A 22695-nucleotide genomic window follows, 5' to 3' on the forward strand; every position below is an offset into this window, starting at 1 on the left:
CGGCGCGTGTCGCGCGGCACCGGCGTGCTGGCGACGATCGGCTCGACGGCGCCCTTCGTGGGCTTGTTCGGCACCGTCTGGGGCATCATGAACGCCTTCATCGGCATCTCGCAGGCGCAGACCACCAACCTCGCGGTCGTCGCGCCCGGCATCGCCGAGGCGCTGCTCGCCACGGCGATGGGCCTGGTCGCGGCCATTCCCGCAGTGGTCATCTACAACCTCTTTGCAAGGTCGATAGCGGGCTACCGGCAGATTCTTGCCGATGCCTCGGCCGGGGTCGAACGGCTGGTCAGCCGCGATCTCGATTTCCGCACGGTGCCGCAGGCGCCCGCGCTGGCGGCGGAGTGATGGGCCATGGCGGCTAGAATTCGCGAGGCTATCGATGGCGATCTCGAAGAAAACCACGAGATCAATGTCACCCCGTTCATCGACGTCATCCTGGTGCTGCTGATCATCTTCATGGTCGCTGCCCCCTTGGCGACAGTCGACGTCAATGTCGATCTGCCGGGTTCGACGGCGACACCGGCGCCGCGGCCGGAAACGCCGCTGTTCCTGACGTTGAAGGACGATCTGACGCTGGCGATCGGCAATGACAGCGTGCCGCGCCAGGCTTTTGCCTCCGTGCTCGACGGCAGAACCAAGGGCGACAAGCAGATGCGCATCTTCCTGCGTGCCGACAAGGCGGTCGGTTATGGCGAGCTGATGGAGGTGATGAACCTGCTGCGCGGCGCCGGTTATCTGAAGATCGCGCTGGTGGGGCTGGAGACGGTGCCGGCGGACGCATCCGCGGCGCACCCGGGCGCCGCCCCGTGACGCAACTGGCCGCCGCCGCCCCCGCGGCGCCGCGCGCCGGCGTGCGCGAAATTGGCTTGTGGGCGGCTGCGGCCATTGTCATTGTCGGCGCGCATGTCGCGATCGTCTATGCCGTCCAGAGCTTCAGCCTGGCCAACATGGCCGATGGCGGCCCGCCGCCGGCTGTGGCTATCGAGCTGTCGCCGATGATGGTGGCGCCGGCGGTGCAGGAGGACTCGATGGCCGACGTGGTGACGCCCGAGCCGCCGAACCAGATCGAGGAGGCGGTTGCCGAACTGAAGCCCGTCGTAGAGCCCGAGCCCGGTCAGCCGGAGCCGGTCGCCGAGAAGACGGAAGCGGTTCAACCCGCCGCTCCGATCGAGACGGCAGCGGCCGAGCAGCCCGATCAATCGCCGCCGCTGGAGGAGGTGGTGCCCGACATCGTCCCGACCATAGCGCCGGATGTGGTCATTCCGCCGCCCCAGACCAAGCCGGCGGAGACCACGCCGGCGGAGACCAAGCCGATCGAGAAGGCGAAGAAGGCTGCCGAAAAACCCAAGCCGAAACCGAAAGAGAAGAAGGAAAAGGCCGCGCCGGCGAAAGCGGTCGTGACCGCCAGTGTCGATCAAAAGGCAGCGGCGAAGGCGTCGGCGCCGAAGGCTTCGCAATCGAGAGGATCATCAGTCAGTGCAAGCAAATGGAACTCCCAGCTGATCGGATGGATCAATCGCCACAAGCGCTACCCGAGCGCGGCAAGGTCGCGGCGCGCCGTGGGTACCGCAAATGTGACCTTCGTCGTCAGCGCTTCGGGCAAGGTGACCTCCGTCCGGCTGACACGATCTTCGGGGGACGCCGATCTCGATCGCGCCGCGCTCGGCATTCTGCAGGGTGCGACGGTGCCCGCGCCACCGCCTGAGAAGGCCGGTACGGCTGTCGTGGCGCCTTTGATGTTCACGCTGCGGAACTAGAAGCAGCCGGACAAGGCCGATCCCATGACCACGTACTTTCCCGCTTGACTGACCCGCCGGACCGAATACGCTAGCGCAAAATACCGGCCTTGGTCGCCGGGCGGCAAACATGCCTCGTATGCCTCGCCCTCCGGCGCTGGCTGCGGGGCATTGTCATTTCTGAGGATCGGTTTGAAACGGCGTATCGAGATCGGCATCCTGTATTCCCGCTCGGGCAGCTACCAGCTGGTCTCCGATGCGTGCCGGATGGGCGCCATGCGCGCCATCGCCGACATCAATGCCGATCGGAGCTATGGCATCGAACTGGTTCCGGTAGAGCGCGATCCGCAAAGTAATGCCGATCGCTACGCGACTTTGTGCGAGGACATTTTCAGGACCAGCAGCGCGCGCCATGTCGTCGGTTGCGTCACCTCGTGGAGCCGCAAGGAAACCATCCCGGTGCTGGAGAAGGCCGGCGGCATGCTCTGGTATGCCTGCCCCTATGAAGGGTTCGAGGCCAACGAGCATGTCGTCTACATGCACGCCTGCCCCAACCAGCATCTGGTTCCGCTGATGGCGCATGTCGTGCCGCGTTTCGGCGCCAACGGCTTCCTGCTCGGCTCGAACTACATTTGGGGCTGGGAGATGAACCGCGTGGCGCGCGACCTGATCGCGGATGCCGGCGGCAAAGTGCTGGGCGAGCGCTATCTGCGCATCGGCGAGACCGACGTGTCGCGGCTGATCGCGGAAATCCGGGCGACGAGGCCGAGCTTCATCCTCAACAATCTGATCGGCACCTCATCCTACGCCTTCCTGGCGGCTTACCGCGAGCTGGGCGATGAGGATGCGGCATTCAGGCCGGAAAACTGCCCCGTCATCTCCTGCAACCTCACCGAAGGCGAGTTGCCGGCGATCGGCGATACAGGGAAAGGGCATCTGTCGGTCGGGCCCTATTTCGCGCCCCGGCCGGCTGCCTTCGCTTCGTCCTTCGAGGCCTCCGCCTATGCCTCGGTGCAGGTGATGGCCGACGTGCTGTCGCGCGACACTGATGCCGGCCCGGCGGAATTTTCCAAAGCCTTCGCCGAGCGGCGCTTCTCCACCCGGCTCGGGCCGATCGCCATCGACGCCCACTCCCAGCACGCGACGCTGCCGGTGATCATCGGCCGGATCGCCGATGGCTTCTTCGAGGTCGTCAGCCAGGAGGATGAGGTCGCGCCGGATCCATATCTGTCGCGCTACGACCCCGCCAACACGTTCGGCCGTCCGCGTCTGAGAGTGGTGTCATGACCCGGACGCGCATCCCCAATCTCGGCGGCGCGCGGGCTTTCATCCTGCATCGCCCGCATCCGACGGTGCAGGCAATCACCAGGCAATTGTCGGCCATCGGCCTGGCTACGATCGACTGCTGGCCGGAATTGCCGCCGGAAGCTCTCGCCGCCGATTTCGTCTTCTTCGATGCCGATCTCGGTTTCGACGAGCAATTCCCGTGGAAGCCGGGCGAGGCGCCGATGCCGCTGGTGGCGCTGATCGGTTCCGAGGCGCCGGGGCGTATCGAATGGGCGCTGTCGCACAAGGCCGATGCGCAGCTGCTGAAGCCGGTCGGCAATGCCGGCGTCTACAGCGCTCTGTTGATCGCGAGACAGAGTTTCGAGGCCCGAAAACATTTAGCCGGCGAGATAGCGTCGCTGCGCCAGCGCGTCGCCGAGCGCCAGACCATCGTGCGCGCGGTGACGGCCTTGTCGAAAGGCAGCGACGACGAGCGCGCCTATGCGCAGCTGCGTTCGCTGGCGATGAGCTGGCAGATCAGCGTCGAGGATGCCGCGCGTCGGATCGTGGCAATGACAAGCGAGGAAGCGACGGGGGAAGAAGGCGGCGATGACCAGTCCCATCGCGCCTGATCTACCGGTGCGCATGCCGGCAAAACCGCGCGCCGGTGTCTGGCGCCGGCTGGTGAAACGCCGCCTCGCGCTGCTCGGCCTGGTCATCGTCGCCATTGTCCTTGCCGGCGCTGTGCTGGCGCCCCGGCTGACCGGCTATGACCCCAACGAGCAGATGTTCGACGGCCTGACCATCGAGGGCTCGCCGCTGCCGCCCAGCGCCCAGTACTGGCTCGGCACCGACCTGCTCGGACGTGACCTCTTGACCCGCATCCTCTACGGCGCCCGCACCTCGCTGATCATCGGCATCGTCGCCAATGGCGTGGCGCTTTTGATCGGCACTTTGGTGGGCGTCACCGCAGGCTATTTCCGCGGCTGGATCGGCAGCGCGCTGATGCGCTTCACCGATCTGATGATGGCGTTCCCGGCGCTGCTGCTCGCCATCTGCCTGGCGGCAGTGTTTCAGCCCAGCCTGTGGATCGTCGCCATGGTCATCGCGCTGGTCAACTGGGTGCAGACGGCGCGTGTCATCTACACCGAGACATCGTCGCTGGCCGAACGCGAGTTCATCGATGCCGAGCGCAGCATCGGGGCGAGTGCGCCGCGCATCCTGTTTCGCCACATCCTGCCGCATCTCCTGCCCACCATCATCGTCTGGGGCACGCTCGGCATCTCCACCACGGTACTGCTGGAGGCGACGCTTTCCTTCCTCGGCATCGGCGTGCAGCCGCCGACGGCGTCGTGGGGCAACATCATTTTCGAGAACCAGACCTATTTCCAGGCCGCGCCCTGGCTGGTGTTCTTCCCCGGCGCCGCAATCCTGGCGTTGGCGCTGGCCTTCAATCTGATCGGCGACGCGCTGCGCGACATCCTCGATCCGACGCAAAGGGGCCGGGAATAATGGGGGGCCGGTCATGATCGCCTATCTCGGCCGCCGGCTGATCCAGTCGCTGCTCATCCTGCTTGGCGTCTCGCTGATCACTTTTGCGCTGCTCTACCTCTTGCCGGCCGACCCGGTGCGGCAGATCGCCGGCCGCAGTGCTACGCCGCAGACCGTGGAAAACATCCGCCAGCAGCTCGGCCTGGACCAGCCTTTCGTCGTCCAGTATTGGCACTACCTGACGAAGCTAATCAGCGGCGATCTCGGCCGCTCCTACATCCAGCGCTCGGAGGTTACCGAGCTCATCGTCTCGCGGCTGCCGGCCAGCCTGCTTTTGATGGTGGGCGCCATATTGTGCGAGTTGCTGATCGGTCTAAGCATGGGGCTGATCGCCGCCGTCAAGCGCGGCTCCGCCACCGACCAGACCCTGATGGTGGCCTCCTTCGTCGGCGTCTCGGCGCCGCAATTCGTCGTCGGCTTATTGCTGCTCTACGTCTTTGCCGTGCGGCTAAGCTGGTTTCCGATCGGCGGCTACGGCACATGGCGCCATCTGGTGCTGCCGTCGTTGACCATGGGCGTACTCGGCGCCGGCTGGTATGCGCGCATGATGCGCTCGTCGATGATAGACGTCCTGCGCCAGGATTATGTCCGCACGGCGCGGGCCAAGGGCCTGGCGCGCAGCGCCATCATATTCCGCCACGCACTGCCGAATGCCATCCTGCCGGTCATCGCCATGATCGGCATCGACATCGGCATCTTCATGGGCGGCATCGTCGTCGTCGAAAGCGTGTTCGGCTGGCCCGGCATCGGTCAGCTGGCGTGGCAGGCGATCCAGCGCGTCGACATTCCGATCATCATGGGCGTCACGCTGGTGTCGGCCTTCGCCATCGTGCTCGGCAATCTGCTCGCCGACATCATCGCGCCGTTCATCGATCCCCGCATCAAGCTCAGATGAAAATGAAACAGAGAAAGGGAACACAACAATGAAAAAGTTTCTCGCATCCACAGTCGCGGCATCCGCCTTGGCCCTCATGCTCGGCATGACAAGCGTCCGCGCCGAAGACACGGTCGATCCCAACGCCAAGCAAGGCGGCGCCATCACCATCACCTACAAGGACGATGTTGCGACCCTCGATCCGGCGATCGGCTATGACTGGCAGAACTGGTCGATGATCAAGAGCCTGTTCGATGGGCTGATGGATTACGAGCCAGGCACCACCAACCTGAAACCCGATCTGGCAGAAAGCTACGAGATTTCGCCCGACGGCCAGACCTTTACCTTCAAGCTGCGCCATGGCGTGAAATTCCACAATGGCCGCGAGATGACGGCCGACGACGTGAAATATTCGCTCGACCGCGTCACCAATCCGAAGACGCAGAGCCCCGGCGCCGGCTTCTTCGGCTCGATCAAGGGCTATGACGATGTCGCTGCCGGCAAGGCCGAAGGCCTTTCCGGCGTCACCGTCGTCGATCCCTACACGGTGAAGTTCGAGCTGACCCGGCCCGACGCCACCTTCCTGCATGTCATGGCCATCAATTTCGCCCATGTCGTGCCGAAGGAAGAGGTCGAGAAATATGGCGCCGATTTCGGCAAGCATCCGGTGGGCACCGGCGCCTTCAAGCTCGCCGAGTGGACACTCGGCCAACGCATCGTCTTCGAGCGCAATGCGGATTACTGGCACAAGGGCCTGCCGCATCTCGACAAGATCACCTTCGAGATCGGCCAGGAACCGATCGTGGCGCTGCTGCGCTTGCAGAAGGGCGAGATCGATGTGCCCGGCGACGGCATTCCGCCGGCAAAATTCCAGGAGGTGATGGCCGATCCCGAGCAGAAGGCGCGCGTCGTGGAAGGCGGTCAGCTGCACACCGGCTACGTCACCATGAACACTACCATGGCGCCGTTCGACAATGTGAAGGTGCGTCAGGCCGTCAACATGGCGCTCAACAAGGCGCGCATCATCCAGATCATCAACGGCCGCGCCGTGCCGGCCAACCAGCCGCTGCCGCCGTCGATGCCGGGCTACGACAAGGAATACAAAGGTTATCCCTATGACGTAGCCAAGGCCAAGGCGCTGCTGGCCGAGGCCGGTCATCCCGATGGTTTCGACACGCAGCTGTTCGCCATGAACACCGATCCCAACCCGCGCATTGCCCAGGCGATCCAGCAGGACCTGGCGGCCATCGGCATCAAGGCCAGCATCCAGTCGCTGGCGCAGGCCAATGTCATCGCCGCCGGCGGTGACAAGGCCGGCGCGCCGATGATCTGGTCGGGCGGCATGGCCTGGATCGCCGACTTCCCCGATCCGTCGAATTTCTACGGCCCGATCCTCGGCTGCGCCGGCGCGGTGCCGGGCGGCTGGAACTGGTCGTGGTACTGCAATAAGGACCTCGACGCCAAGGCGGCCGAGGCGGATTCTGTGGTCGACCCGGCAAAGGCCGGCGAACGCGACAAGATGTGGAGCGCCATCTACGACAAGGTGATGGACGACGCGCCCTGGGCGCCGGTCTTCAACGAACAGCGCTTCACCATGAAATCCGCCCGAATGGGCGGCGCCGACAACCTCTATGTCGACCCGGTCCATATCCCGATCAACTATGACAATGTGTACGTAAAAGATGTGCAATAGCTGCGACTACACCATCCATGGGCGCCATCACCATTTCGGCTGGGACAATTCCTTTGTCCCGGCCGAGCGGGTGGCGCCCGGCGCGACCATCGAGTTCCAGTGCCTCGATGCCGCCGGCGGCCAGCTGAACGCCGACAGCACGGTCGCCGAAATCGTCAAGCTCGACTTCGCCGGGGTCAACCCGGTGACCGGGCCGATCTTCGTCGAGGGCGCCGAGCCGGGTGACGCGCTCAAGGTGACGATCGAGATGTTCAAACCGTCCGGCTTCGGTTGGACGGCGAACATTCCCGGTTTCGGCCTGCTCGCCGATGACTTCACGGAACCGGCGCTGAACATCTGGAAATACGATGCAGCCGCGCTCGAACCGGCGCTGTTCGGGAAAAACGCGCGCGTGCCACTGAAGCCGTTCGCCGGCACCATCGGCAATGCGCCGGCTGAGATGGGGCTTCACTCGGTGGTGCCGCCACGGCGGGTCGGCGGCAATCTCGACATCCGCGATCTCGCTGCCGGCACGACGCTCTATCTGCCGGTTGAGGTGGCCGGCGCGCTGTTCTCGGTCGGCGATACGCACGCCGCACAAGGCGATGGCGAGGTCTGCGGCACGGCGATCGAGAGCCCGATGGACGTCGTGCTCAAGCTCGACCTTGTCAAGGACGCCAGGCTGAAGACGCCGCGCTTCACCACGCCGGGCCCGGTGACGCGCCATCTCGACGCCAAGGGTTACGAGGTGACGACGGGGATTGGGCCGGATCTGATGGCGGGCGCGAAGGAGGCGGTGGCGCAGATGGTCGATCTGCTCGCTGGGCGTTACCAGATCGATCCGGTCGAGGCCTATATGCTGGCCTCGGTGTGTGGTGATCTGCGCATCAGCGAGATCGTCGACATGCCGAACTGGGTGGTGTCGTTCTATTTTCCGCGTTGCGTGTTTGAATGATGTCAGGTCGGCGCTGCACCCCCACCCCGCTGCTTCGCAGCGACCCTCCCCATAAGGGGGAGGGTAAAGCGCTGCCGCCCTACCTCCCCCTTGTGGGGAGGTCGGACCGGACGTCCGGGTGGGGGTCAGCGCCAAGGTTTGTGCGAATGGTGCGACGGAACCAATCCGTCGCAGGGCTCCACCCACAATGACCCTCGCCGACACCCCCGTCCTCTCCATCGCCAACCTCTCCGTCAGCGTGCGCGGCGAGGACGGCGAGCGCGATGTCGTCTCCAACCTGTCGCTGACGCTGGCGCGCGGTGAGACGCTTTGCATTGCCGGCGAATCCGGCTCCGGCAAGTCGATGACCGCGCTGGCGATCATGCAGCTTTTGCCGCAGCCGGCGGCGCGCATATCGTCAGGCATGATCCGTCTTCGGGATGGGAATCGGGGCGACACCGACCTAGCAACCCTCGACGAACGCCAGATGCGGCGCATTCGCGGCGACCGCATCGCCATGATCTTCCAGGAGCCGATGACCTCGCTCAATCCGGTGCTGTCGATCGGCCGGCAACTGACCGAATCCATCGAAGCGCATACCAGCCTGTCGTCGGCGCAAGCCCGCCAGCGCGCGATCGAGGCGTTGAAGGCGGTGCGCATTTCGGAGGCGGAAAGCCGGCTAAAGCAGTTTCCGCACGAACTCTCCGGCGGCATGCGCCAGCGGGTGATGATCGCCATGGCGCTGGCGCTCGAGCCCGACGTGCTGATCGCCGATGAGCCGACGACGGCGCTCGACGTCACCGTGCAAGGCGAAGTGCTGGAGCTGTTGCGCGACCTGCAGCGCCAGCATGGCACCAGCGTCATCCTGATCACCCACGATATGGGCGTGGTTGCCGAAATGGCCGACCGGGTCATCGTCATGCGCGACGGCCGCATGGTCGAAGAAGGCACGACATCGGATATTTTTGCCCGCCCGCAGGCCGACTATACGCGCGAACTGCTGGCTGCCGTGCCGCGCATCGGCAGTGGTGTCGGTCGACAGAAATCCAGGGATGCGATTGACGTCTTGAAACCGGCCAATGTCGCCGAGATCAACGACCTGCATGTCCGCTTCGATCTGCGTGGCGGCATCTTTGGCCAGGTCACCCGCCGCGTCCACGCCGTCGAGGGCGTCAGCTTCTCGATCGCGCCCAACGAAACGCTTGCTCTGGTCGGCGAATCCGGCTGCGGCAAGTCGACGACCGCCAAGGCGCTGGCCGGACTGGCGCCGTATAGCGGCGACATCGTCATTGGCGGGCGCAATCTCTCCGGTCTTGGCCGCGACGAGCGCAAGGCGGTGCGCCGTGACGTCCAGATGATTTTCCAGGATCCCTTCGCTTCGCTCGATCCGCGCATGCGCGTCGGCGAGCTCGTCGCCGAGCCGCTGGTGATTCATGGCATCGCCTCCAAGGACGAGCGCCGCGAACGAGTGGGGGCGCTGTTCGAGCGTGTCGGCCTGTCGGCCGACCAGATGGAGCTTTACCCGCACGAATTCTCCGGTGGCCAGCGCCAGCGCGTCTGCATCGCCCGAGCGCTGGCGCTACGACCAAAACTGATCATCGCTGACGAAAGCGTCTCCGCGCTCGACGTCTCGGTGCAGGCGCGTGTGCTCGATTTGCTGAAGGAATTGCAGCGCGAATTCGGCGTCGCCTATCTCTTCATCTCGCACGACATGGCGGTGGTCGAGAACATTTCCGACCGCGTTGCCGTCATGTATCTCGGCCAGATCGTCGAGATGGGCACGCGCGACCAGGTGTTTTCCAACCCGCGCCATCCCTACACCAGGCGGCTGATCGACGCCGTGCCGGTGCCCGATCCGGCGCAGCGCAGAACGCGCTTCGCGCGCCTCGACCAGGAAATCCCGAGCGCCACCCGCAGGATCGGGGAGGCGCCGCTGAAGCTGGCGCTGAACGATGTCGGCGGCGGCCATCTGGTTGCTGCGGAAAGCTGAGCCCGCACTGGCTGGCAGCTGTTCTTTTACTTTGTTGAGTACAACCAAGAACTGCCGTCTCGGGTTTACCGCGTCTTAGGTGGACGGCGGCCACTATACGGTCGGAGTTCTTGCCACGGGGAAAAATAGTGCTCAAGGCGGTTCTGCAGCTGCTGCCGGGTCGGTTCATGGATGTGCGCATGCGCGTATCCGCCGACTACGAGACGCGTGTCGTGGAGCGGCCCGGGCGCTGGATGAAGGCGGCCGAGCTGGAGCAGTTGAGCAGCGATCTGCGGCTGGTGGCGTCGAAGACGCTGAAAGTCGGCAGCCTGACCTACGGTGTGTTTTCCGGTGACCGCAGCCGGCTGGAACATTCCATCATCACCATCGTCTATCGCCGCAGCGACGGGCGGCCGATCGCCTTCAACGCGCTGGCGCTGATGGAGATTTCGCTGGCCGGCAAGCCCTATGAAGTCTTGCACCTCGGTCTGGTCATGATCGATCCGGACGAGCGCAGCCGCGGTCTCAGCTGGATCCTCTACGGCCTGACCTGCTTCCTGATGTTTTTGCGCAACCAGTTCAGGCCGATCTGGATCTCCAACGTCAGCCAGGTGCCGGCCGTCGTCGGCATGGTCGCGGAGGCGTTCAGCAATGTGTTTCCCGGACCGCATGCCGGCGCGCGGCGCTCGCTGACCCATGTGCTTCTGGCGCGGCAGATCATGGCGCGGCACCGCCATGTCTTCGGCGTCGGCCCCGAAGCGGGTTTCGACGAAGAGCGTTTCGTCATCACCAATGCCTATACGGGCGGCTCGGACGATCTGAAGAAAACCTTCGACGAGACGGCCAAGCACCGCGAGGAGACCTTTAACGAGTTCTGCCGCAAGGAACTCGACTACGGGCGCGGCGACGATGTGCTGCAGATCGGCCAGATGAGCTTCCAGTCGGCGCGCACCTTTCTCGCCGACACGGTTCCGCGCCGCTCGCTTGCAGCACTTGCCGTGGCCGGCGCGGCCGCCACGCTGCAGCGGCTGGTGCTGCCGGTGGTTCACTGGGCCGATAGCACCCGCCAATGGAATGTGCTGAGACCATGGACACGCTGATGGCTTCATTCGTGGCGTCTCGGTTTATCCGCAAGCTGATGGCAGCCGGCCGATGATGAACCTCGACGGCACGCTCGTCGCCGACACCATCACCTCGCTAGCGGCGCTGGTTGGCCTGCTTGTCGTGATATCGATCATAGGCGGGCGCGACACGGGCGATCCGCTGTCGCGGCGCTTTCTATTCGGCCTCAAGGTGCTGGCAGTGCTGCTTGCCTGCCGCATCCTCGACTGGACCACGGGTCTTGCCTTTTTCCGGTTCGTCACCATCACGGCGGCGGGTCTGCTGCCGCTGGCCGCACTGCTGCTGACCGAAGGCCTGCTGCGCCGGCACGCGCCGTTCGCTCTCAAATTGTTCGCCGCCGGCGGTGCCCTGCTGTTCTTCCTTCTGGCGCCGATCCCGGCACGTTTCGCTGAACCATGGCGAATGGCGGTACTACTTGCCTTCCAGTTCGGAGGTTTTCTCGCCATCGGCTGGCTGGTGATGACGCGCGATCGCGACAGCCTGTCGGCGGCCGAAAACCGCACGGTCGAGCGCATGGCGCTGTCGCTGCTGTTGATCATTCCGTTCATGGTCACCGACTACCGGCCCGGCCTGTTCGAAGTGCCGGTTCGGCTTGGCGGCATCGCCATCCTGTTCCTGTGCTGGCTGACGATCGGCCTTGGACGCGCCAGCCTCGGCCATCGCGACACGATCGGCGCCTTTACCGTGATTACGCTGAGCTCGGTTTTCGCCGGGCTGGCGCTGGGCGGCATCGACGATCTCGGCTGGCGCGGCAGTGTGCAGGGCGTGGTGATCGTGCTGTCGGCGACGCTGCTGGCAGTCATCTACAATGACAGCGTCAGCCTCACCGCGGAGAAGCGCCGCGACTCGTTGCTGAAGCACATGGCCGAGGGTGATCTCACCGACTCGGCGCGCTTCCTGCGCGGCCTGCAGAGCCATATCCTTGTCGACGGCGCGCTGATCCTGCCGGCAGGGGACCTCGGCGACTTCGACCTGAAGGTGCTGGCCCGTGCACTGGAGCAGGAGCCCGTGCGCTCGCTCGCCGATACGCAGCCGGGGGCGCCAGTCGACCAGGATATACGCGAGCAGCTGGCATGGCTGTTCGAGAAATTTGAGGCGACCCATGTGCTGCTGGCGACGCTCGAGCCGTTGACCGTGGTGGCGCTCAACATGCCGGCGCTGGCATCGTCGCCGGGCGTGGAAATGGAGCTGCGGGCAGTCCAGCGCATGGCGATGCTGATCTCGCAGCGGCATGCGAAGGGTTGATCATCTGAACGGGCCGGCTCTTGCGTCGGCCCGTTGCCGTAGCCGGGTCAGGCGGCCTTGGTCTTCAAGGCCTCTTCGTCGCGCACCATTTTTGTCACGGCGGCGAAGTCGAGCTTGCCGGAGCCAAGGACCGGTACCTTTGAGACCACCCGCACTTCGGCCGGGACCATCAGGTCCATGGCGCCGTTGGCCTTGGCGTAGGCGAGGAATTCCGCTCGTGTGGCGCCGGATGCCTCAGTGATGAGGATCAGCTTTTCGCCCTTGCGCGCGTCGGGCACCGTGGCGACCGCCGACAGCGAGCCCTTCCACAATTCGCCGGCCAGCGCTTCGACAGCGGCGAGCGAGATCATCTCGCCGCCGATCTTGGCGAAGCGCTTGGCGCGGCCGCGAATGGTGATGAAGCCGCCTTCGTCGATAGCGACGACGTCGCCCGTATCATGCCAGCCGTCCTCCAGCGGTTCGAGCACGCCGGGCTTCTCGGCCCGGAGATAACCGGCCATGACATTGGGGCCGCGCACGAACAGCCGGCCGCCTTCGTCGACGCCGGGGACCGGATCGAGGCGGTATTCCATGCCGGGCATGATCTTGCCGACGGTTCCGGAGCGATTGTACATCGGCGTGTTGATGGAGATCACCGGCGCCGTCTCGGTGACGCCGTAGCCCTCGAGGATGCGTAGGCCGAACTTCTCCATATAGGTCATGCGCGTCGCTGTCTTGACCGGTTCCGCGCCGGCAAAGCAATAGCGTATCGAGCGGAAGTCGTAGGGGTGAGCGGTGCGCGCATAGCCGGAGAGGAAGGTGTCGGTGCCGAAGATGATCGTCGCGTTCGAGCCGTAGATCAGTTCCGGCACGAGGCGGTAGTGCAGCGGCGAGGGGTAGAAATAGACCGGCACGCCGGAGATCAACGGCAGCACCGTGCCCGCGGTCATGCCGAAGGAGTGGAAGATCGGCAGCACGTTGAACACCTTGTCGCCCGAATGGAAGTCGATACGCGACGCCGCCTGGGCGGCGTTGGCCAGGATGTTGCGGTGGCTCAGAACGACGCCCTTCGGCGTGCCTTCCGAACCCGAGGTGAACAAGATCACCGCCGCATCGCCGGGCTTGCGTTTCGCGCGCGGCGTCGACTTGCGCAGCAAGCCGAGCAGCTTATCCTTGAGACTGATGGTCTTTCTGAGATCGTCGAGCCACACGATGTCGACCGAGCGACCGAGTTCCTCGACTACAGCGCCGAGCTTTGCCTGTTCGACGAACGCGCGGGACGTCAGCACGGTGCGGACTTCGGCGGCCTTGCAGGCGGACAGAATATTGGCAGCACCTGCGGTGAAGTTCATCATCGCCGGAACCTTGCCGGCGGACATGACGCCGAGCAGCGTCGCGCAAGAGCCGTTGGCGTTGGGCAGCATGATGCCCAGCGTCTGCTGGTCGGCATAAAGGTTCTGGAACTTCTCACCAAGCACGGCGGCAGCCGTGAGCAGCTTGCTGTAGCTGAGAGAACCGGTGACCGGATCCTGAACTGCGAGCTGATTCATGCCGCGTTCGTTCGCCGTCTCGATGATCTTTTCCAGTACGGTCTTGTCGATGTCCTGGGTGCGGAAAACGAGATCCGACATCACCTGGTAGAGCGCGGAACCCGCCGCGGCGCGGCGCTTGCGGCCCTTCAGCTCTTGCGGCACCTCGAGCTTGACCGGTTCCAGAATGGTCACCTTGACCTTCGGGAACAGGCGGCGGCGCACATGCTGCGAGCTCAACCGCGAGAAGTAGGTCTTCTCCAGCCCGTCGATGCGCACCGGCACAACCATCGAGCCGGTCTTGTCGGCAACCATGGCGGCGCCGTCATAGACCTTCATCAGGCCGCCGGTCACCGTGATGCGTCCCTCCGGGAAGATCACCAGCGGATCGCCGCCCTGCACGATCTTGATCAGCGTGCGGGTCGACATCGGCTTGGCCGGGTTGAGCGGCAAAGCGCGGGCAAGTTTCATGAACGGCTTCATCCACCAGGCCTGGGCAATGGTGTAGTCGATGGCGAAGACCGGCTCCTCATCGGTCAGCGTCAAGGCGAGCGGACCGTCGAGGAAGCTGACATGGTTGAGCGCCAGGATCGGCGCCTTGCCGGCCGCCTTGAGGTTTTCCATACCCTCGACTTCGAGGCGCAGGAAAGCGCGGAACAGGATGGAGACGAAGTCACGGAAGGGGTTCGTCGGCAAATATTTCAGCATCAGCCAGGCGGCAATCGCATTGGCCGCGACGAGGCCGAACAGGATGCCGCCGGTCGAGACCTTCGTCTGGATCAGGGCCATGATGATGCCGCCGCCAGTCATGAAACCGGCATTGACGATACTGACGGCGGCGACGACCCGGGCGCGCCGCGCTTCGGGCGACCAGGCCTGCACGGCGGCGAAGGTCGGCACCACCAGGAAAGCGGCTGCAATGGCCATGCCGGCGAGGTCGATGGCGACGCGGATCGTGTTTGGGCCGGCGAAGAATGCGCCAAGGGTTTCCGCCTGGGGCGACGGCGTCATGCCGGAGATGGTCCAGGCGAGATGCAGGCCGAACAGGGCGAGCAGCGCCGTGCCGACCGGTGCCGGCAACAGCACGATGCGGCCCTGCGACATCCAGGCGGCGATGGCCGAACCGATGGCGATCGAGACGGCGAACACGGCGAGGTAGACGGTGACGGCCATTTCGTTGCCGCCGAGCGAATCCTTGATCAGGACCGGCAGGAGCGAGAGCACGATGGCGCCGATCAGCCAGAACCAAGACGTCATCAGGCCGGCGCGCCAGATGCGCGTGTCGGTGCGCAATTCGGTGACCTGGCGCCAGGTCGAGCGGAAGATGTTCTTGTCGATGACAAGGTCGGGCGCCGCCGAACCGGTGGACGGGATATAGCGGCTGACGAGCCAGCAACCGACGGCGAGCGCCATCATGATCGGTCCGAACACCGCGACGCCGATACCATCGGCGGAAACGACGCCGCCGGCTATGGTGCCGCCGAGAATCGCGGCAAACGTGGCTGACTCGATCCAGGCGTTGGCCTTGGGCAGTTCCTTGCGTTCGAGGTGATCGGGCAGGATTCCGTATTTGATCGGTCCGAACAGCGCCGAGATGATGCCGAACATCAACAGCGCCGTCATCAGCACGGGAATGGACGACAGGGCGATGCCGACGACGGAGACACCCGCCGCGGCGATCTCGGCGAATTTCAGACGCTTGGCTATGAGTGCCTTGTCGAAGCGGTCGGCGAGCTCGCCGCCGAGCGCCGACAAGAGCAGGAAGGGAGCCATGAAGACGGCGCCCGCCAAGGTGACCAGTGATGCCGCCTGGTCCGCCGCCAGCGTGAACAGAATAAGGAACACCAGCGTGTTCTTGAGGAAATTATCGTTGAAGGCGGACAGGAACTGCGTCCAGAACAAGGGCGCAAAGCGCCTGGATGTCATCAGATGAGCTGTGGGACGATTGATCGGGGCGATTTCCATAGCGGCGACTTCCATTGGGCAAGACCGGTGAAAATCCTGACTGGATTGATCAGCGGTCTTGCGCGTTGAGCCTTGTTTAGCGGGAACCCGGTTACACTTCGTTACTGCGGCTGACTTCCATCAGCAACTTCTCGGTCTTGGCGTCTTCCAGCCGGTTGATGAAGCGGCTTGCCTCTTCCGAGTCGCGCAGTGTCTTGGTGATGGTGATCGAGGTGTGCACGAGCATGATGGCGGCCATGGCATAAAACCCCTTGGCGGCGAAGCTCGCCTCCATGAAGTAGATGCCGCCGGCCATCATTGTGGCGGCAACGGCGAAACTGGCCATGGTGAAGGTCTTCCAGGCGCTTGAGTCCTTGGGGGAATAGGTGTTCGGGGTCATCGATATGGTCCTTTCGTTTCAAGGTTAGGTTGGTTGGGCGTGGGTCTGTTTCAGGCTGGATACAATCAGGCTGGATACAATCAGACTGGATAACAATCAGGCCGGGTACGATCAGGCCGGCTTGGTCATGGTCTTCGTGAGCCGTTCGAGCACGGCGTCGGCGCTGCTTCTCAGCGGCGCACCGCAGCCGGCGGCCGCAAGCTTCTCTGAGACCGCGGCAGGATCGCCCGACTGTTCCATCTCGGCCATGGCGGCCGCGGTGTCGTCGATCTGCTTCTGCCTGGTGCGCAGGCGCAGCAGCGTCTCCTCGGCGTCCCTGAGCGCCGACAGGCTGGAGCCGGGCGCGCTTTCTCGCAGGCGCTGGGTCGAGTCGACCGCGGCAACGATGCGCTGGCCGCGCTGCAATTCGCGCAGGCGCATTTCGGAGACGCGGATAATCCGCTTGAGACGCTCGATCTCGGTGCCGAAGCTTTTCTGCGCCTCGGCGGAGGCGTCGCGTTCGGCTTCCAGCATGGCGATGGTTTCGGCGGCTTCGCGGGCCAGTTCATTCTGTCCCTGCTCGATCGCGGCGATCGTGCGCTTCTCCAAATCGTCGATGCGGAGGACAAGCTTCTTGAACTGCGCGACTTCCTGTTCGTTCTGGGCGATGGCAATTGCAACCGCCCGGCGGGCGGCCGCGATAGCGTCGGCGCAATCGCGGATCTGCTGGCGCAGGATTATCAGCGCGTTGCGGTCGACGACCGCCTCGGCGGCTTCGTAGCTTCGGCCGCGAACGAGAGCAAAAAACTGTTTCAACATTTCCGTTTCTCCTCTATGAACGTTGTTCATGAGGCAAAGTAGCACATTGTGAACGGCGTTCAAGGAGAAAATGAACGGTGTTCATGAATGCGCATAAGAGAAGGTTAATGACCGCAAAACGGGACGCCAAACGCGAGGACCTCAAAGGCAGGCTGATTGAGGCCGCGCAAGCGCGCATCCAGTCCTCGGGGCTCGCCGGTCTGCGTGCGCGCGACATCACGGCCGATGCCGGCTGCGCGCTCGGTGCGCTCTACACCGCCTTCGCAGACCTCGACGAGCTCGTCCTGCACGTCAATTCGATCACGCTGGCAAGACTTGGGGCGGCGTTGGATCAGGAGGCGACCGGCGTCGCCGAGCCTAGGGCAAGGCTGAAGGCGCTGGCCAAGGCCTATCTCGGCTTCGCCCGCGACAACCGCATGGCGTGGAAGGCGCTGTTCGAGCACCGTATGGCGCCAGGCGTGGCGGTGCCCGAATGGCATCTGGCCGAACATGCGGTGCTGGTCCAGCATCTGGTCGAGCCGCTGGCCCAGCTGCTCCCGGCGGCGGCAACGCCGGAGCTTTTGGCCCGCGCGCGCACGCTGTTCTCCGCCGTGCATGGGATCGTCGCCATCTCGCTCGAAGACCGTTTCATTGGCCTGGCGTCCACCGACCTCGAAAGTGAGCTGCTGGGTTTCGTCGACACGCTGGTGAGCGGACTGGAGACGGAAAGGGAATGAACTGCTGCGATCGGCTCTTGCCTCACGGCACTCTGCCCTTATGAAGATCGTGGCGCGGACTGCCGGTTGATCCAGGCCGGCTGAGACTGTTGGGGATATCCGGTGACAATCGATCAGAACCGTCGGTTTCGACCCGAAATACAGGGGCTACGCGGCTTGGCGGTCGCGCTTGTCGTGGTCTATCACATATGGCCGGATGTGCTGCCTGGCGGATATGTCGGCGTCGACGTCTTTTTCGTCATCTCTGGCTATCTGATCACGGGCCTGCTGGCGCAGATGGCGCTGCGCGGCGGCCGGATTTCACTGATCGAATTCTACTCGCGACGGGTGCGACGGTTGTTGCCGGCAGCAACCTTGGTGCTGCTGGTGGCATTGCTGGGCACGCTGCTTTTCATCTCAAAGGCGCGCTGGGAGGAAATGGGCAACCAGATCGTGGCGAGCGCTCTTTATGTCGAGAACTGGCGGCTGGCCTCGATTGCGGTCAGCTATCTCGAGGCCGACACCTTGCCGAGCCCGGTGCAACACTACTGGTCGCTTTCCATCGAAGAGCAGTTCTACATCGCCTGGCCGTTGGTGATGATCGGCGTGATCTGGCTGGCGCGCCGCCGTGACCTTCCGCTGAGGGCCTGCTTGATCGGGGCGTTGTCGCTCATTTTCGCGGCATCACTTGTTGCCTCTGTCGTTTTGACGGCGACGGATCCGGCCCAGGCCTATTTCGTCAGCCATACCCGCCTGTGGGAATTGGCGCTGGGTGGTCTGCTGGTGCTGACCGAACACCAGTTTCGACTGGCGGCACTCACTAGACAGTGGCTGGCGATCGCCGGCATCCTGGGCATCGTTGCGTCCGCCTTGCTGTTTTCCGCTGCAACTCCATTTCCCGGCGTCAGTGCGTTGTTGCCGACCTTGGCCACAGTGCTGGTCATCCTGGCTGGCGAGGTTGAAGTCGGCCGGTTTCGTGGGCTCGATTCGTTGCCACTTCGTTTCATCGGCGATCGCTCCTACTCGGTCTATCTATGGCATTGGCCGCTGATCACCATCTCCCAGGCGCAGGGTCATTCGCTGACCCTTGCCGGCGGTTTCGGCCTGATTGCGGCGACCCTGCTTCTATCGGATCTGTCCTATCGATATGTTGAGCAGCGCTACCGGCAAGCTCGGGGCGGCGCCTGGTGGAAGCCGCTGGGATACGGCACCGCGGCGGTTCTCACATGCGTGGCCGCATCCGGCAGCCTGCTGTTCTTTCTGAAGACCGAACGCATCGACACCGCGCTGATCGGCACGCCTTCCTACCCTGGGCCCGCCGCTCTCGTCTCCGGCGCCGTGGTCCCGGACGGTGTGAACCTTCTGCCGCCGCTGGCCCGGCTGAGGCGGGACGTGCCGGTCGTGTATGCAAGGAAGTGCCACCAGGAGGAAAGCTCGGAGCCCAAACGATGCTCTCTAGGCGATCCCACGGGTGCGAAAACAATGGTTCTGGTGGGAGATTCTCATGCAGCCCAGTGGGTGCCGGCACTGGACAAGATCGCAAAGGACCGCAACTTCAAACTGGTTACCTTTACAAAATCCGCCTGCCCATTCACCCGCGTGGCCATCACGGCGGATGGCAAACCCAACGTCTTATGCGCGCAGTGGCACGAAAAGGTGCTGGCCGAGATCCTAAAGCTGAAACCGGATCTGATCTTCACCAGCCAGTCCAATTACGGAGCGGTTCAGCAAGACGTGATGATCGAGGGGCTGCGAAGTCTCTGGGGCGGGCTGACGGACGCCGGCTCGCAAATCGTTGCCATCCGCAACACGCCCTATATGAAATTCGACCCGGGCGAATGCCTGAGTTCGACCCCAACGAAATGCGTCACCAAACTGAGCGATATTGAGCGGAGCAACGTGTTGGCGCTGGCCGCGGAAGGACAGAAAAATGTGCGCGCCATCGATATGCTCGATGCCATTTGCGGGCCGCAACTATGCCCGGCAGTTGTCGGCAACATCATCGTCTGGCGGGACAGTCATCATCTGACCGCCAGCTACTCGCTTGCCCTGGCGCCCTATCTCGCAGCGAAGGCGGGGCTTTGACGAGACGTCTCGGAACTTAGATGTGTCGACAGGCAGGAAAATTCCGCTGGTGGAGCTGAGGAGGATCGAACTCCTGACCTCGTCATTGCGAACGACGCGCTCTCCCAGCTGAGCTACAGCCCCGTCCAGCGGATGGCGCATTTATCGAAGGCTGCGGTTTCCTGTCAAGGCGGGGTTTTGCCGAAATCCCTTGTGCCCGATGCTTGTAGGCGACCGGCCCTTGCCGGTTTCGCGCTCAATGGCTACATGTCGGCAACAATCGGAGACCGGCATGCTCGCCCTCATTCAAACAATCGTCATGGCGCTGGACCTGTACTGGTGGGTCATCATCGCCTCGGCGATCTTTTCCTGGCTCTATGCGTTCAACGTCGTCAACTCGCGCAATCAGTTCGTCGGCAGCATCGGCAACATGCTCTACCGGCTGACCGAGCCGGCGCTGCGTCCAATCCGTCGGTTCATGCCCGACCTTGGCGGCGTCGACATCTCGCCGATCATCCTGCTTCTGCTCCTGTTCTTCCTCAGGCAGCTCATTCTCACCACGATAGCGCCGCTGGTCCTGTGAACCCGACGATGGCATGAACGCGCCATTCCGCTTGCGCGCCGACGGCATCGACCTGTTTATCCGGCTGACGCCGAAGTCTTCCGTGGACAGGCTCGGAGGCGCCGAAAAATCGGCCGACGGGCGCAGCCATTTGAAGGCGCGCGTGCGCGCCGTGCCGGAGAATGGCGCGGCCAATGCGGCGCTGGAACGGCTGGTGGCCAAGGCGCTGGGCGTTCCGGCATCGGTCGTGTCGGTCATTGCAGGCGGCACGGCGCGGCTGAAGACGGTGCGTGTGGTTGGCGAACCATCGACGCTGGTGAAGAGCATCGAGGCGCTGGCCGCCGGATAATCCTCAATCCCCCAGCGGCAACTTTGGATCGTCGACCTTCAGCGTGTTCACGCTCTGCTTGATGCGGCGCAGGTTTTCGAGAACCCTGGGTCCGCGCGTTTCGGCCACGGAGGTGACGATCATGTCGACGATCGACAGCAGCGCATAGCGCGACGAGGTCGGCTTGTAGATGTTGCCGTCTTCCAGCGACTGGAACTGGATAACGGTATCGGCGGCCTTGGCGAGCGCTGATTCCGGCGGGGTTACGGCGATGGTGCTGGCGCCATATTGCTGGGCCACCTGCACGGCGTCGATCACCGAGCGCGCATAGCCGGACACCGAGAACGCGATCAGCGTCGTCTCCGATGTGGCGACCGCGGCATACATGCGCTGCAATTGCCCGTCGATCTGCGCCAGCACCGGCACGCCCAGCCGAAACAGCCGGTTCTGCATCTCGGTCGCCATCATCGAGGAAATGCCGCCGGAGCCGATGCACAGCACATTGCCCGAACTGACGATGCGCGCGGCCACGCCCACCAGCGTCTTCATGTCGAGGTTTTCGCTGGCGCGCTGGATGGCGGCGATTGCCGCTTCGGTGATGGCCGACGCAATGCGCTGCTCGCGCGCGTCGCGGTTCAGCGGTTCGGGCGACAGATACTGGCCGCCAATGGCGATCGCCTGCGCCAGGTAGAATTTGAAATCGCGCAGACCCTCGCAGCCGAGATTGCGGCAGAAACGGGTGACCGTCGGCTCGCTGACGCCGACGCGCGCGGCAATTTCCGAGATTGCCGCCTTGGAGGCGAAGTCGAGATCGGTCAGCACGAGGCCGGCCAGGCGGCGGTCCGATTTGGTGCCGTCCTGCGACATCAGCTGCAGGCGCGTGATGATGTCGGCCGGCGTTTTCATTTCTGGGTTGTCGTCTTCATCGTGGTGTTTTCGTTTTCATGCCGGCGCTCTCATAGCGGCAGGCCTGTCGCCGTGTCGAACAGATGGATGTTTGCAGGCGCGACCGAGACCGGCAGCATCTCACCCGGCTTGACCTGTATCCGATCGCGGAACACGGCGCGCACCGTGTCAGCGCCGATGGCGCCATAGACATGGGTTTCCGAGCCGGTCGGCTCGACGACATCGACCTTGATCGCCATCGCGTCGACAGCCTCGCCGATGACGAAGTGTTCGGGCCGTATGCCGGCCTCGACCGTGCTGCCAGCCGGCACCGTCTTGCTGCCGAGCGCCAGTCGCCCTCCGCCGGCCGATTCGAACCAGCTTTTCTCGGGCGTCGTCTTCAGGGCGCCGGAGACAAAACTCATCGACGGCGAGCCGATGAAGGAGGCGACGAATTTGTTGGCGGGACGGTCGTAGAGCTCCAGCGGTGCGCCGACCTGCTGGATCTTGCCGCGGTCCATCACCACGATGCGGTCGGCCATGGTCATGGCCTCGATCTGGTCGTGGGTGACATAGACGATGGTCGATTTCAGCCGCTGGTGCAGCGCCTTGATCTCGGTGCGCATCTGCACGCGCAGTTGCGCGTCGAGATTGCTGAGCGGCTCGTCGAACAGGAACACCGAGGGTTCGCGCACGATGGCGCGGCCCATGGCGACGCGCTGGCGCTGGCCGCCCGACAGCTCCCGGGGATAGCGGTCGAGATAGGAGAACAGGTTGAGGACGCCGGAGGCCTTTTTCACCTTGTCGTCGATTGCCGTGCGGCTTTCGCCGCGGATCTTTGGGCCGAAGCCGATGTTGTCGGCCGCTTTCAGATGCGGAAACAGCGCATAGGACTGAAAGACCATCGCAACATTGCGCTGCTGTGGCGGCAAAGCGTTGGCGCGCACGCCGCCGATCAAGAGGTCGCCTGAGGTGATCGGCTCCAGCCCGGCCAGCATGCGCAGCAAGGTCGACTTGCCGCAGCCGGAAGGGCCGACCAGCACGACGAATTCGCCGCTCTTGATGTCGAGGCTGATGTTTTCGAGAATCTTATGGCGTCCGAAGGATTTCGACAGGTCGCGGAACTCAACGTCGGTCAT

21 protein-coding genes and 1 tRNA gene are annotated in these 22695 nt (G+C 64.0%); 16 read left to right on the plus strand and 6 right to left on the minus strand.

What is annotated here, in order from left to right; genetic code table 11:
• The 12 genes from X726_RS161155 to X726_RS161100 form a co-directional block, all read left to right on the plus strand.
• The coding region (locus tag X726_RS161155; RefSeq protein WP_023668585.1) for a MotA/TolQ/ExbB proton channel family protein at nt 1-348 on the plus strand (348 nt) is incomplete at its 5' end.
• Between the two features lie 6 nt (nt 349-354).
• Nucleotides 355-813: a TonB system transport protein ExbD gene (gene exbD / locus X726_RS161150; RefSeq protein WP_023668586.1), complete on the plus strand. Its 459-nt coding sequence runs from the start codon at nt 355-357 to the stop codon at nt 811-813.
• Complete coding sequence (locus tag X726_RS161145) at nt 810-1760, plus strand: energy transducer TonB (RefSeq protein ID WP_023668587.1); 951 nt, start codon at nt 810-812, stop codon at nt 1758-1760. The genes exbD and X726_RS161145 overlap by 4 nt, the downstream gene beginning before the upstream one ends.
• A gap of 171 nt (nt 1761-1931) precedes the next feature.
• Nucleotides 1932-3026, plus strand: coding sequence for a transporter substrate-binding protein (locus X726_RS161140; protein WP_023668588.1), 1095 nt, complete (start codon nt 1932-1934; stop codon nt 3024-3026).
• Nucleotides 3023-3637: an ANTAR domain-containing protein gene (locus tag X726_RS161135; protein WP_023668589.1), complete on the plus strand. Its 615-nt coding sequence runs from the start codon at nt 3023-3025 to the stop codon at nt 3635-3637. Before X726_RS161140 ends, X726_RS161135 begins: the two co-directional genes overlap by 4 nt.
• Entirely contained in the window at nt 3615-4517 is a 903-nt protein-coding gene (locus tag X726_RS161130; RefSeq protein ID WP_023668590.1) for an ABC transporter permease, read from the plus strand. Before X726_RS161135 ends, X726_RS161130 begins: the two co-directional genes overlap by 23 nt.
• Before the next feature lie 13 nt (nt 4518-4530).
• Nucleotides 4531-5451, plus strand: a complete 921-nt coding sequence (locus X726_RS161125; RefSeq protein WP_023668591.1) for an ABC transporter permease — start codon at nt 4531-4533, stop codon at nt 5449-5451.
• Nucleotides 5452-5479: 28 nt separating this feature from the next.
• Nucleotides 5480-7123: an ABC transporter substrate-binding protein gene (locus X726_RS161120; RefSeq protein ID WP_023668592.1), complete on the plus strand. Its 1644-nt coding sequence runs from the start codon at nt 5480-5482 to the stop codon at nt 7121-7123.
• Nucleotides 7113-8057 carry an acetamidase/formamidase family protein gene (locus X726_RS161115; protein ID WP_023668593.1) on the plus strand — a complete coding sequence of 315 codons (945 nt, stop codon included), beginning with the start codon at nt 7113-7115 and terminating at the stop codon, nt 8055-8057. The genes X726_RS161120 and X726_RS161115 overlap by 11 nt, the downstream gene beginning before the upstream one ends.
• 187 nt (nt 8058-8244) lie before the next feature.
• Nucleotides 8245-10026 (plus strand): ABC transporter ATP-binding protein, encoded by a 1782-nt coding sequence (locus X726_RS161110; protein WP_023668594.1) that lies wholly within the window; start codon nt 8245-8247, stop codon nt 10024-10026.
• A gap of 128 nt (nt 10027-10154) precedes the next feature.
• The gene (locus X726_RS161105) at nt 10155-11105 is read left to right on the plus strand and encodes a hypothetical protein (RefSeq protein ID WP_031196424.1); all 951 of its coding nucleotides are present in this window, start codon (nt 10155-10157) and stop codon (nt 11103-11105) included.
• A gap of 52 nt (nt 11106-11157) precedes the next feature.
• Complete coding sequence (locus tag X726_RS161100) at nt 11158-12372, plus strand: hypothetical protein (protein ID WP_023668596.1); 1215 nt, start codon at nt 11158-11160, stop codon at nt 12370-12372.
• Between the two features lie 47 nt (nt 12373-12419).
• On the opposite strand, the gene X726_RS161095 is transcribed toward X726_RS161100, so the two are convergent.
• The 3 genes from X726_RS161095 to X726_RS161085 form a co-directional block, all read right to left on the minus strand.
• The gene (locus X726_RS161095; protein ID WP_023668597.1) at nt 12420-15845 is read right to left on the minus strand and encodes an acyl-[ACP]--phospholipid O-acyltransferase; all 3426 of its coding nucleotides are present in this window, start codon (nt 15843-15845) and stop codon (nt 12420-12422) included.
• Between the two features lie 91 nt (nt 15846-15936).
• Entirely contained in the window at nt 15937-16224 is a 288-nt protein-coding gene (locus tag X726_RS161090; RefSeq protein WP_023668598.1) for a YiaA/YiaB family inner membrane protein, read from the minus strand.
• Nucleotides 16225-16335: 111 nt separating this feature from the next.
• On the minus strand, nt 16336-17022 hold the full coding sequence (locus tag X726_RS161085; RefSeq protein ID WP_023668599.1) for a PspA/IM30 family protein: 687 nt from the start codon (nt 17020-17022) through the stop codon (nt 16336-16338).
• A gap of 107 nt (nt 17023-17129) precedes the next feature.
• On the opposite strand from X726_RS161085, the gene X726_RS161080 reads away from it, so the two are divergent.
• Together X726_RS161080 and X726_RS161075 are read left to right on the plus strand one after the other, a co-directional pair.
• Nucleotides 17130-17738, plus strand: coding sequence for a TetR/AcrR family transcriptional regulator (locus X726_RS161080; protein ID WP_023668600.1), 609 nt, complete (start codon nt 17130-17132; stop codon nt 17736-17738).
• Between the two features lie 102 nt (nt 17739-17840).
• The gene (locus tag X726_RS161075) at nt 17841-19802 is read left to right on the plus strand and encodes an acyltransferase family protein (protein WP_084630639.1); all 1962 of its coding nucleotides are present in this window, start codon (nt 17841-17843) and stop codon (nt 19800-19802) included.
• Between the two features lie 47 nt (nt 19803-19849).
• Here the strand turns inward: X726_RS161075 and X726_RS161070 are convergent.
• Nucleotides 19850-19925: transfer RNA gene (locus X726_RS161070), tRNA-Ala, on the minus strand.
• Nucleotides 19926-20073: 148 nt separating this feature from the next.
• Here X726_RS161070 and X726_RS161065 point away from each other — a divergent pair.
• Nucleotides 20074-20364, plus strand: coding sequence for a YggT family protein (locus X726_RS161065; RefSeq protein WP_023668602.1), 291 nt, complete (start codon nt 20074-20076; stop codon nt 20362-20364).
• Between the two features lie 13 nt (nt 20365-20377).
• On the plus strand, nt 20378-20692 hold the full coding sequence (locus tag X726_RS161060; RefSeq protein ID WP_023668603.1) for a DUF167 family protein: 315 nt from the start codon (nt 20378-20380) through the stop codon (nt 20690-20692).
• Nucleotides 20693-20695: 3 nt separating this feature from the next.
• Here the strand turns inward: X726_RS161060 and X726_RS161055 are convergent, their stop codons facing one another.
• Nucleotides 20696-21577 carry a MurR/RpiR family transcriptional regulator gene (locus X726_RS161055; protein WP_023668604.1) on the minus strand — a complete coding sequence of 294 codons (882 nt, stop codon included), beginning with the start codon at nt 21575-21577 and terminating at the stop codon, nt 20696-20698.
• 50 nt (nt 21578-21627) lie between these two features.
• The gene (ugpC, locus tag X726_RS161050; protein WP_023668605.1) at nt 21628-22695 is read right to left on the minus strand and encodes a sn-glycerol-3-phosphate ABC transporter ATP-binding protein UgpC; all 1068 of its coding nucleotides are present in this window, start codon (nt 22693-22695) and stop codon (nt 21628-21630) included.

The sequence above is a fragment of the Mesorhizobium sp. LSJC285A00 genome (assembly GCF_000503155.1).
Taxonomy (GTDB): domain Bacteria; phylum Pseudomonadota; class Alphaproteobacteria; order Rhizobiales; family Rhizobiaceae; genus Mesorhizobium.